General features: G+C 73.7%; 8 protein-coding genes. 3 read left to right on the top strand and 5 right to left on the bottom strand.

All coding sequences use genetic code 11. The features are described from left to right. The 3 genes from ACFU6K_RS15365 to ACFU6K_RS15355 form a co-directional block, all read right to left on the bottom strand. Positions 1 to 2,406 (bottom strand): penicillin acylase family protein (locus ACFU6K_RS15365; RefSeq protein WP_380663331.1); only part of this gene is annotated, 2,406 nt, incomplete at its 3' end. A gap of 209 nt (positions 2,407 to 2,615) precedes the next feature. Beyond that, entirely contained in the window at positions 2,616 to 3,779 is a 1,164-nt protein-coding gene (locus ACFU6K_RS15360; RefSeq protein WP_380663329.1) for a serine hydrolase domain-containing protein, read from the bottom strand. Between the two features lie 155 nt (positions 3,780 to 3,934). Continuing rightward, the gene (locus ACFU6K_RS15355; RefSeq protein ID WP_380663328.1) at positions 3,935 to 5,221 is read right to left on the bottom strand and encodes an MFS transporter; all 1,287 of its coding nucleotides are present in this window, start codon (positions 5,219 to 5,221) and stop codon (positions 3,935 to 3,937) included. Between the two features lie 276 nt (positions 5,222 to 5,497). Here ACFU6K_RS15355 and ACFU6K_RS15350 point away from each other — a divergent pair, with 276 nt between their 5' ends. From ACFU6K_RS15350 to ACFU6K_RS15340, 3 genes are all read left to right on the top strand, one after another. Continuing rightward, a complete protein-coding gene (locus ACFU6K_RS15350) occupies positions 5,498 to 6,850 on the top strand; it encodes a condensation domain-containing protein (protein ID WP_380663326.1) in 1,353 nt (450 codons plus the stop codon). Positions 6,851 to 6,884: 34 nt separating this feature from the next. Then, positions 6,885 to 7,994 carry an alkene reductase gene (locus tag ACFU6K_RS15345; protein ID WP_380663325.1) on the top strand — a complete coding sequence of 370 codons (1,110 nt, stop codon included), beginning with the start codon at positions 6,885 to 6,887 and terminating at the stop codon, positions 7,992 to 7,994. Positions 7,995 to 8,092: 98 nt separating this feature from the next. Then, positions 8,093 to 8,902 (top strand): aminoglycoside N(3)-acetyltransferase, encoded by an 810-nt coding sequence (locus ACFU6K_RS15340; RefSeq protein WP_380663323.1) that lies wholly within the window; start codon positions 8,093 to 8,095, stop codon positions 8,900 to 8,902. A 66-nt stretch (positions 8,903 to 8,968) separates the two neighbouring features. Here the strand turns inward: ACFU6K_RS15340 and ACFU6K_RS15335 are convergent, their stop codons facing one another. Beyond that, on the bottom strand, positions 8,969 to 10,498 hold the full coding sequence (locus ACFU6K_RS15335; RefSeq protein WP_380663322.1) for a M1 family metallopeptidase: 1,530 nt from the start codon (positions 10,496 to 10,498) through the stop codon (positions 8,969 to 8,971). Between the two features lie 164 nt (positions 10,499 to 10,662). After that, a partial coding sequence (locus ACFU6K_RS15330) for a M1 family metallopeptidase (protein ID WP_380663320.1) occupies positions 10,663 to 12,025 on the bottom strand: 1,363 nt, incomplete at its 5' end.

The raw sequence follows: 12,025 nt of genomic DNA, 5'->3' as shown, positions 1-12,025 counted from the left end.
GGCGAGGCCCGGCGCGGAGCGGATCTCGGCCTCGGTGAAGCGCTCGGTCACCCACTGCTTGCGGGCGTAGACGCGGGTCTGGTCGGTGAAGTGCGGCGAGGTCGGGTCGGCGGACTCGCCGTAGGTGAGCAGCGTCCTGGTGCGCGGGCCCCGGTCGGTCAGCTCGGTGGCCATCAGGAAGGTGCCGCCGTGCGGGACGCTGCCGAGGTTCGTCGGGTAGGTGCCGCCGCCGGTGCCGGAATCCGGCACCGCCGTCAGCACGTTGAAGCAGCCCAGCTGGTGGGAGCAGCCGTGCAGCGGGATGCCCGCCCAGCGCTGGACGAGGCCGATCGGGGCGTCCACCGGCAGGCCGCGGGCGGCCAGGCCCTTCACCGCGTCGGCCAGCGCGCGCTGGGCGTCGGGGTTGGCGGCGTCGATGCCGCGCGGGGTGGTCAGCGGCCGGGCCGGATCGGCCGGGACCGTCTGCCAGGCGGTGGTGCCGGTCCTCGCCAGCGCGTCCCGGTACGCCTGCCAGAGCACGGTGCCCCGGCTGTCGGCGTCGGCCCTGGTGTCCCAGGCCGCGAGCGCGTCGCAGGCCGCGCGCACGTCGACCCGGCCGCCGTCGGAGGCGGCGATCTCCGGGTGGGCGCGGCACAGCGCCACGGCGTCGTCGCGGTCGAGTTCGGCGCTCTGCACCCGGTCGCCGAACATCGTCGCCTGGAGCGAGGCGAGGGTGAAGCCGGGGGCGCCGAGGCCGTCGGTGCCGGCCCGGCGGTCGGCGATCATCCGCAGGCCCAGCTGGGTGCGCAGCATCCGCGCGGAGGCGCCCTGGTACATCGCGGGGAAGCCGGTGAGCGGGGCCTCCGCGTTGGTCAGGTACGGGCCGTTGTTGGAGTTGGCGACGTAGTCGGTGCGGGTCAGGCCCGGCTGGTTGGCGGGGCCGAAGACGCCGGGCACGAGCGCGTCCGGGTCGGTGCCCGGGTCGCAGGCGGCGGTCGAACCGTCCAGCACCTGCCCGAAGCCGCCACCCGGGACCAGGCAGCGCTCGCGCTGGGCGTCGGGGAGGTTCGGGACGGCGGAGGCGTCGGTGAACCAGGTGGTGCCGGTGGAGTCGACGGCCGTGGTGTACACCCACGGGAGGCCCTGGTAGGTGCGCTGGGCCTGGCGGAGCTGGTCGAGGTTCTGGGCGCGGCCGACCGCCAGCCACTGGTTCAGGGAGCGGAGGTTCTCGGCGTTGGCGTCGCCGAGGGTGTACGCGTGCTCCCCGGTCCAGCCGTCGGCGAGGACGTAGCCGTGGCGGGAGCGGTAGAGCGTCCGGTCGACGGTGGAGAGCGTCCCGTCGGCGGCCCGGACGGTGACCTTGACGGTCTCCTGGGCCATCCGCTCGGCCGTGCCGTCCACCAGGTACGCGGTCGGGTCACCGGGCACCAGACTGAGCCGGTGGAGGGTGTGGTGGTCGGCGTAGCTGGTGGTGTGGCTCCAGGCGAGGCCGCGGGTGTGGCCGATCTGGAGGAACGGGATGCCGTACAGTCCGGCGCCGGCGACGTCCAGGACGCCGGGGATGGTCAGCTGGGCCTGGTAGAAGCGCTGCTCGCCGGCCCACTGGAGGTGCGGGTTGGCCAGCAGCAGGCCGGTGCCGTCGCGGCTGGCGTCGCGCCCGATCGCCCAGGCGTTGCTGCCGAGTTCGGGGTTGTCCGCGGAGTGGCCGGGAGCGGCGATCCGCGGCGCGTCCGCCGCGGGTCCGGCCGCTTCGGCGCCGGACGCACCGGAGCCGGGCCCGGTCGAGGCTCCGGGGACGGCCGTGGCGATCTGCTGCCTGGCGGCGCCGTTGCCCGCCAGGGTGTTGGCGGCGTAGAGGATGTTCCACAGGTCGTCCGCGGTGATCGGCCCGACCCAGGCCTTCCCCCGGCAGGACGGGTCCGGCAGGTGGTCGGGACCGGTGTCGCGCAGGTAGCGGTTGTACCCGGCGACGTAGCCGTCCACCAGCTGCCGCGCCTCGTCGGTCGGGCCGAGCGGCGCGGGGGCGGCCTGCAGCCGCCGCACCGTCCCGGCGCGCAGCAGGCCCTGCTGGTAGGTGTCGCTCACCAGGTTGCTCACCCGGTCGACGGACTCGCCGTCCGGGCCGAGGTGGCGCGAGCGCTCGCCGCGCACGGTGAGCACCTGGTCGGCGAGCTGGCAGAGGTTGTCCTGGGCGAAGGCGTACCCGTAGCCGTAGCCGAGGCCGCCGAAGTCGCGGGCGAGGACGTGCGGGACGCCGTACTCGGTCCGGCTGATCTTCGCGGTCCAGCCGCCCCGCTCGGCGTCCGGGCCGGCCCCGGGGTCGGCGCCGGCGGCCTGGGCCACGGCGGGCACCAGGGCCGTCAGCAGCGCGGACGTCAGCCCGAACGCCAGCGCGCCGGAGGTGAACCGCCCCAGACGCGACCGCAACTGACGCTCCTTCATATTCTTCACTTCCGTCATGGCCTCACCCTGTGGCCACCGGCACCCGCCGGTCATCGCCCCTCGGGACGACCCGCCCTCGGCCCTTCGGCCTATCCGCGTACGCCCCGGGTAGGGGATGCTCCTCACCCGCACCACCCTCCCGTCGGACGATGCGGTCGTGGATCATCAGGGTCCGGCGCCCCACCGGAGCCCGCTCACCCGGCGCACAGGGCGTGGTCGATCAGCTCGGAGGCCGCGTCCTCCTGGGCCTTGATGTGGTCCCAACTGTCGCCGAGCGCCCCGGACATGGAGACCACGGCGCTGCGCTTCCCGTCCTCGGTGACGCCGTTGAGGGTAATGAAGCCGCCGTCCCCGCCGTCGTGGCCCCAGTAGCTCCCCCCGCAGGTCAGCGAGCGCTTGACCAGGCCGAGCCCGTACTCACCGCCGTGCCACATCTCCGACGTCCGGTCGTCCACGGCCACCGTCCGCTTCATCTCGGCCAGTTGCCGCGCCGGCAGCAGCCGGCCCGCGAGCAGCGCTCGGAGCAGGACGTTCTCGTCCCGCGTGGTGGTGGCCCAGGAGAGCCCCCGGTCCATCGGCACCTGCTCGGTGACGTCCACCCGGCCGTCGGGTTCGGGGAAGAGCTGGTAGGCCTGGGCGTGCGGCCGGGGCAGGGTCGGCGAGGTGCCCATCAGCCGGGTCCGGTCGAGGCCGAGCGGACGCAGGATGCGGTCCTCGACCTCCCGGTGGGCGGGGCGGCCGGTGGCCCGCTCGACGACCATGTCGAGCAGGAGGTAGCCGACGTTGGAGTACCGCCAGCTCTTGTCGGTGCCGAACTCCGCCCCGGCCACCAGCTCCTCGGGGCGGTGGACCTGGTAGCGCTCCCGCTCGTACCCGTCCTTCGAGTCGTATCCGGGCAGGTGGTCCACGATGCCGCCCTGGTGCTGGAGCAGTTCGCGGACGGTGGTCCCGCCGCCGGCTCCGCCCTTGGCCCGCACCACCTCCGGCAGCCAGTGGCCGAGCGTGTCGTCCAGCGACAGCCGTCCCTCGGCCTCCAGTTGGAGGACCACCGTCGCGACCATCGTCTTGGACGTGCTGGCCATCCGGAAGTAGCCGTCGGGGGAGACCGGACGGCCGGTGGTGACGTCGGCGGTCCCGCTGGTGGCGACCGTCTGGCGGCCGTCGGGCCCGATCACCCGGGCCTGCACGCCGCTGATGCCGAGGTCGTGGATCGCCGCGGCGTCCCGGCGCAGCTGCTGGGCGACGGACGGACCGGCCGGGCGGGCGACGGCGGTGGCCGCGTTGGCGGCGAGCAGCACGGTGACACCGGCCGCCACGACGAGGTGCCTGCGCAGGGCCGAACCCATGATCGAAGTCATGGCCGCACGCTAACCGGTTGTGGCCCGAACGGGCCGCGGACCGCGGCCACTTGGGGGCGGAATGGGGGATGCCCCCGAGTCGTCCCCCAGTGGCCTCCCCGGGCAGCCTCGGGGTACGGCGGGCTCTCCACCGAGCCGACCGCTGGAAACCGCCCTCAGGCCACCGGGGCCGCGACCGGTCGCGCCGGCTCGGCCCCCGTACCGGCGGCCGCCCCGCCCAGCGCCGCCAGCCGCCGCAGGCTGGCCCGGCGCTGGAGCGCGCCGAGGCCGACGGTCGCCGCGCCGAGCCCGAGCCAGCCGACCGGCCCCGCAGCCATCACCACCCCGGTCAGCAGCAGCGGCCCCACCGACTTCTGCACCGACTGGGACATCCCGGCGACCCCCAGGTACGAGGCCTGGGCGCCCGGCGGGGCCAGCACGACCGCCAGCTCCCAGGAGCTCACCGAGCGCAGCAGCTCCGCCAGCGTGATCAGCATCGCCGCGGCCAGCAGCGCGACCGAGGCCAGGACCGGCCCGGCACCGGTGGCGAGCGCGATCAGCAGGCAGCCGCCCAGCACCGTCACCCCGTACCAGCGCACCGCCGCGGCGGCCCCGACCGCCCCCTCCGCCCAGGCGGAGACCCGCAGTTGCAGCAGCACCACGAGCACCGTGTTGAGCACCAGGAAGACCGGGACGACGGCATGCGGCGCGCCGGTGTGGTGGACCAGCCAGAGCGGCAGCCCGACGTTGAGGACCGAGTCGTCCAGGTTCAGCGGCATGTCCAGCAGGACGAACCGCAGGTAGCCGCGGTCGCGCCAGGGACTGGGCGCGGCGGACGGCGCCCCGGCGGGCGCCTCCCCGGCCTTGGCCGCGACCAGGCCGCGCCCGGACGGCTCCCGGGTGCGCCAGACCAGGACGGCGGCCAGCACGTAGGACAGCCCGTTGGCCAGGATCAGCACCCGGTAGGCGGCGGTGGTCCCGACCGCCAGCCCGATCGCCGCGACACCCGCGCCGAGCGCGTACCCGGCGTTGGCCACGCTGCGGAACAGCGCCTGGTAGGTGGCCCGCCGCTCGCCCGCCACCCGGGTCGCGAACAACATCTCCAGGGTCTTGGCGGCCCGCTCGGCCAGGCAGATCAGGGCCACCACGGGCAGCAGCGCGGCGAAGTCGTCGACCACCAGCAGCAGCCCCATCGCCCCGAGCCGCAGCAGGTGGCAGCCGATCAGCAGCCACCGCACCGGCACCCGTTCGGCCGCCCGCCCGGCCAGCGGGGACCCGGCGATCCCCGCCACCGCACCCACTCCGAGCAGCAGCCCCAGCTGCCGCGCGTCCATCCCGCAGACGTAGGTGAAGTAGAGCACCGAGGCGGCCGCCCACACCCCCGTGCCGGTCCGGTCGACGCACTGCGCCAGCAGCATGATCCGCGCGTCCCGCCCGCCCGGCGGCCGCCGCAGCTGCGCCATCAGTCCGTTCCCCCGCATGGCAGGCCCCCGTCGTGTGCGTGGCGCGAGTCGCGCGATCGGCATCAATCTCGACATCAAGATACTTCACATCAAGAGACTTTCGGAACCCCCGAAGACACCGACGACCACCGCCCCCGCAGGGCCGGGCCCGGACGGCGGCACGACCCTCGACGCCCGGCGGGCGGTGCGCCACACTCTCCCCAGCAGCACCCGCGCTCCCAACGCACCGGCACGACGCCACGACGCCACGACCACCGCACTACGGAGAGCCGATCGGTGACCACTCGCCAACTGCTGGAGCTCGCCTTCTCGTCCGGACGGACCGGGTCCGGACCGGCCACCTGGGGCCAACGGGCCATCTGGGACGCCGTACGACAGCTGCCGTCAGCCGACGCGCCGCGCTACAACATCGCCACCGCGGCGCCACTGGACCCGGGACTGCCCCTGCCCGTCCTGCTCACCGCCCTGGAACGGCTACTGCACCTGCACGACTCGCTGCACACCCGGCTGCGCCCCGACGAGGCCGGCGACCTCCGCCAACTCGTCGACGGCGAAGGCACCCTGGCCGTTCACCTGTGGCCCGCCGGGGAGCACGAGGACCCGGCCGAGCTCGGCACCCGGCTGCACGAGGAGCTGGCGGCGCAGGCCTTCGACACCGCCACCCAGTGGCCGGTGCGGATCGGCGCGGTGACGGCGGGCGGGCTGGTCCGGCACATCAGCCTGGTGCTCTCGCACACCGCGGTGGACGGCTCCGGGATGAGCCGGCTGGTCGCCGACCTGTCCGCGCTCTGCCTCGGCAGCTCCCCCGAGGAGCTGGCCGAGCTGCGCGAACCCGCCCGACAGCCGCTGGAGGAGGCCGAGTTCCAGACCTCCGAGCGGGGCCTGCGGCGCGACGCGGGGGCCCGCAAGCAGTTCGTGCGCAAGCTCCGACTCGGCCCGCCCCGACTCTTCCCGCCGACCACCGGAGAGCCCGCCCGGTTCCCGAACGCGGTGCTCCGCTCCCCCGCCCTGCCCCGGGCCGTCGAGCGGGTCGCGGCCCGGCACCGGGTCAGCACGGGCTCGGTGCTGCTCGCCGCGACGGCCGCGATGACCGCCCGGCTCGCCGGTTCCACCGAGGCCGTGCTGAACGTCGTGGTCAACAACCGCTTCCTGCCGGAGCTGGCCAACGCGGTCGGCGTGATCGCGGGCGACGGCCTGTTCCATCTCCCGGACGCCACCGCCGAGTTCGGCGAGGTCGTGCGTCGCACCCACGCCGCGGCGATCGGCACCTACCGCCACGCGTACTACGACAGACTGGCCCTGGCCGCCGAGATCGACCGGCTGACCGCCGAGGGCGTCCGACTGGCCGACCGCTCCTGCGTGTTCAACGACACCCGGGAGCTGCTCCCGGCCCCGGCCGCCCCCGGCGAGGACCGCACCACCCTCAGCTGGCCGGTGGACTTCGAGCCGCGGCCCGGCCTGACCTACGCCCTGGACGCCCTGCAGTCCGCCGAGGCGCTGAGCCTGGCCATGACGGCGGACCCGGCCGTGCTGCCGCGCCCCGCGATGGAGCGGTTCCTGTACGGCATCGAGGAGTTGATCCTCACCGAGGCGGCCGCACCTGCGGCCGCACCGGCCGTCGGCGCTTGAACCTGACACCGATGTCAAGTTCTACCGTACCGGCATGACCACGACCGCCACCGCATCCCTGCTCACCCCGTACCGCCTCGGCGCGCTCGACCTGCCGAACCGCGTCGTCATGGCCCCGATGACGCGCTACCGGGCCGCCGAGGACGGCACGCCACTGCCCGTCGTCGCCGAGTACTACGCCCAGCGCGCGAGCGCCGGCCTGATCGTCACCGAGGGCATCTGGCCCAGCCGGCAGGGCCAGTCCGGCTGGCGCCTGCCCGGCCTGGAGACGCCCGCGCACGCGGCCGGCTGGCGCGCCGTGACCGCGGCCGTGCACGCCGCCGGCGGGCGGATCGCCGCCCAGCTGATGCACGGCGGACGCCAGGGCCACCCGCTCAACCGACTGCTCTGCGACGTCCCGGCCGGCCCCTCCGCCGTCCCGGCCCCGGGCCCGGTGCACGTCAGGGACGGCGGCAAGGCCGAGGCCGTCACCCCGCGCGCCATGACCCGCGAGGAGATCCGCCGCACCATCGACGACCACGTCGACTCCGCCCGGCTGGCCCTCGCGGCCGGCTTCGACGCCGTCGAACTGCACGGCGCCAACTCCTACCTGATCCACCAGTTCCTGGCCGACAACACCAACCTGCGCACCGACGAGTACGGCCCCCGCACCCTCGCCGACCGACTGCGCTTCCCGATCGAACTGGTCACCGCCGTCGCCGAGGCCATCGGCCCCGACCGCCTCGGCCTGCGGCTGTCCCCCGGCAACCCGCAGTTCGGCATGCACGAGGCCGACCCCGCGCCCGTCTACCGCGCCCTGCTCGCCGAACTCGACGGCCTCGGCCTGGCCTACCTCCACCTCACCGACAACGACGACTACCCGGCCCTGGCCGACCTGCGCCCGCGCTGGTCCGGCCCGCTGATCGGCAACGTCGGCGAGAACCGCGCCGCCACCGACCGCGAGCGCGGCGAGGCGGTGCTGGCCGCCGGCCTGGCCGACCTGGTCTCCTACGGCCGCGCCTTCATCGCCAACCCCGACCTGCCGGAACGGTTCGCCGCGAACGCCCCGCTCACCCCCGTCGACCCCACCCACCTCTACGGCCAGGAGGCCACCGGCTACACCGACTACCCCCGCCTCCCGGCCACCCGACCGGCTACGACCTGACTCAGGGCACCCCCGTCCTGACCCACTGTCAGTGCCACCCGCTATGGTCGGCCCCGAACCATCCGGTACCAACCGCACCGCCGTCACCAGGGGGCACCATGACCACACCGGGCACCCGCCCGCTCACCACCGCCGACCTCGTGGAGGGCTGGCACCGGGTGGGCGTCCGTGAGGGCATGGCGCTGATCGTGCACTCCTCGCTCTCCAGCCTCGGCCGGGTCGAGGGCGGCGCGGCGGCCGTGGTGGCCAGCCTGCGCGAGGCGGTCGGGCCCAGCGGCACCGTCGCCGCACCCGCCTTCACCTCCGGCACGGTCCGCGACCCGGCCCCCGGGCACAGCGGCCCGCCCGGCCCCGAGCTGGCCGAACTCCGGGCCGCCGTCCCGCTGTTCCACGCCGGGCTGCCCTGCGACACGGGCGCGGTGGCCGAGGCGCTGCGCGCCCTGCCGGAGAGCCTGCGCAGCACCCACCCGCAGGTCTCGGTCGCCGCCGTGGGCGCGCACGCCCGGGAGGTCACCGGCCGGCGCTCGCTCGGCTTCGCCGTCGGCCGCGAGTCGCCGTTCGGCGCGCTGCACGACCTCGGCGGGCACGTGCTGCTGGTCGGCGTCGGCCACAACCGCAACACCTTCCTGCACTACGCCGAGACCTTCGCCCCCAACCGCCGGCTCAAGCTCCGCCGCTTCCCGATGGCGATCCAGGGCGAGCGGGTCTGGATCGAGGCGCCGGACGTGGCGGACGACAACGACACCCACTTCCCGGTCGTGGGGCGGGAGTTCGAGGAGCGGGCGGGCATCCGCGAGGTCCTGGTCGGCGCCGCGCCCTGCCGCCTGGTCCCGGTCCGCGAGCTCATACCCTTGGCGGGCCGCCGCCCCCCCGAACTGCGGGGGGCGCTCGGCCCCAGGACCGCGTAGGCCGGGCCGGCGGTCCCGCCGTACGCGCGGAACCGCCGACCCGAACCCCCTTGTGCCGCCCTGCCGTCAGTGACGCCCCTCGTGCACCGAGCCGGCGTCCTGGATCTTCTTCCAGGACTTCGGCTCGACCGGCACCGCGTCCCGGCCCGCGTCCGGCGCCGGCGCGGCGGCGGCGGCCGGCGCGGCACCCGGCGCCACCGGCCCGACGGCCGGCTTGCTCGGGGTGAAGAGCCAGGTGTTCAGCAGGTCCCCGAGCTTCTTCCCGGAGACCTTCTCCGCGTACGCCTGGAACTCCGGGATGGTGGCGTTCCCGTAGCGCCGCTCGGTGGGCCAGCCCTTGAGGATCTGGAAGAACTTCTCGTCCCCGACGGCGTTGCGCAGCGCCTGGATGGCCACCGCGCCGCGGTAGTACACCGCGCCGGAGAACTGGTTCTCCTCACCCGGGTCGCCCGGCTTGACGGTCCAGAACGGGTCGTCGGCCGGGTGCGAGGCGTAGATGTAGTCGGCCAGTTCCTGCGCGGTGCCCTCGTTCTCGTGCTCGGACCAGAGGAACTGCGAGTACTCGGCGAAGCCCTCGTTCAGCCAGATGTCGCTCCACTTGGAGAGCGAGACACTGTCGCCGTACCACTGGTGGGCCAGCTCGTGCACGACCACCGAGGTGTTGGTGCCCCGGGCGAACAGCCCGGGTCCGTAGGAGACCCGGGTCTGGGTCTCCAGGGCGCCACTGGACGAGGTGTTGGCGACGTAGCCGCCGACGGAGCTGAACGGGTACTCGCCGAAGTAGCCGCTCAGCCAGTCCACCAGCTCGCCGGTCCGCTCGATGCTCGCCCGCGCCGCGGCGGCGCTGTCCCCCAGGTCCTTGCTGTACGCGTTGTAGACCGGCAGCCCGCTCGCCGTGGTGTCCCGGGTGATGTCGAACTTGCCGATCGCCAGGGTCGCCAGGTACGTCGCCTGCGGCTTGTTCTCCCGCCAGCTGTACCTGGTCCAGCCCGCCTGCGAGCTGGTCCCGGTCAGCACGCCGTTGCTGATCACCTGGTTGCCGTCCGGCACCAGCACCGAGACGTCGAAGGTCGCCTTGTCGCTCGGGTGGTCGTTGCTCGGGTACCACCACCCGGCCGACACGGGCTCGCCGGCCACGACCGCACCGTCCGGGGTGCGGCGCCAGGCGGTGTAGCCACCGTACTTCTGCACGGTGGACGGCACGTCCTTGTAGCGCACCACCACGGTGGCCTGGTCACCCTTGGCGAGCGGCCGGGCCGGGGTGATCTCCAGCTCCTGGTCGCCACTGGTGGCGAAGGTCGCCACCCGGCCGTTGACCCGCACCTCGGAGACCTTCAGCGCGAAGTCGAGGTTGAACCGGGAGAGGTCCTGGGTGGCCGTGGCGAGAATGGTCGTGGTGCCCTCCAGCTCGTCCGTGGCGGGCTGGTACTTCAACCGGACGTCGTAGTGCGAGACCCGGTACCCGCCGTTGCCGAGGGTCGGGTAGTACGGGTCCCCGACGCCGTCCGCGCCGGGCTGGAAGCCGGAAGCCGAAGCGGGGACGGCCAGGAACAGGCTCAGGGCACTGGCAGCAGAGACGATCAGCCTCTTGCGCACGTGGTCCTCCAGGGATCGCCGGAACGATGGGGTTGAACCGATCCTTGTCCCGTCAACCCCTCCCCCACTCCCCTCCGGTGAGATGTTCATAAGAAGAAACGCGCCGACATGACGGCTTCGCGGCCCTACCCCGAAGCCGTCATGCCGACCGTTCCGACAGGTCGTCAGTGATGCGACTGGTGCGCCGAGTTGGTCTCCTGGATCTGCTTCCAGGACTTCGGCTCGGCCGGCAGCTGCCCCTCCGCCCGATCCGCAGCCGGCGCCAGCGAGGCCGCGGCCGGCACGGCACCCGGCGCCACCGGCCCGACCGCCGGCTTGCCCACGGTGAACAGCCAGGTGTTCAACACATCCCCGAGCTTCTTCCCGGAGACCTTCTCCGCGTATGCCTGGAACTCCGGGATGGTGGCGTTGCCGTAGCGCCGCTCGGTGGGCCAGCCCTTCAGGATCTGGAAGAACTTCTCGTCCCCGACGGCGTTGCGCAGCGCCTGGACGGCCACCGCACCCCGGTCGTACACCGCACCGGAGAACTGGTCGTCCGGGCCCGGGTCGCCCGGCTTGACCTTCCAGAACGGGTCGTCGGCCGGGTGCGAGGCGTAGACGTAGTCGGCCAGCTCCTGCGCGGTGCCCTCGTTCTCGTGCTCCGACCAGAGGAACTGCGAGTACCGGGCGAAGCCCTCGTTCAGCCAGATGTCGCTCCACTTGGAGAGCGAGACGCTGTCCCCGTACCACTGGTGGGCCAGCTCGTGCACGACCACCGAGGTGTTGGTGCCCCGGGCGAACTGCCGGGGGCTGTAGAAGATCCGGGTCTGGGTCTCCAGGGCGTAGCCGGTCGGCACATTGGGGACGTAGCCGCCGACGGAGCTGAACGGGTACTCGCCGAAGTAGCCGCTCAGCCAGTCCACCAGCTCGCCGGTCCGCTCGACGCTCGCCCGCGCCGCGTCCGCGTTCTCGCCGAGGTCCTTGCTGTACGCGTTGTAGACCGGCAGCCCGCTCGGTGTGGTGTCCCGGGTGATGTCGAACTTGCCGACCGCGAGCGTGGCCAGGTAGGTCGCCTGCGGCTTGTTCTCCCGCCAGCTGTACCTGGTCCAGCCGGCCTGCGAGCTGGTCCCGGTCAGCACGCCGTTGCTGATCACCTGGTTGCCGTCCGGCACCAGCACCGAGACGTCGTAGGTGGCCTTGTTGCTCGGGTGGTCGTTGCTCGGGAACCACCACCAGGCGGCCTCGGGCTCGTTCGCCGCCACGGCGCCGTCCGGGGTGCGGTGCCAGCTGGTGAAGCCGTACTTCTTCACGGTGGACGGCACGCCCTTGTAGCGCACCACCACGGTGGCCTGGGAGCCCTTGGCCAGCGGCCGGGCGGGGGTGATCTCCAGCTCCTGCTCACCGCTGGTGGCGAACGTCGCGACCCGGCCGTTGACCCGCACCTCCGAGACGTCCAGTGCGAAGTCGAGGTTGAACCGGGAGAGGTCCTGGGTGGCCGTGGCGAGAATGGTCGTGGTGCCCTCCAGCTCGTCCGTGGCGGGCTGGTAC

This window comes from Kitasatospora sp. NPDC057512 (genome assembly GCF_042802135.1).
Classification (GTDB): domain Bacteria; phylum Actinomycetota; class Actinomycetes; order Streptomycetales; family Streptomycetaceae; genus Kitasatospora.
The sequence above is the reverse complement of the archived record's forward strand: the minus strand, read 5'-3'. Positions and strand labels throughout refer to the sequence as shown.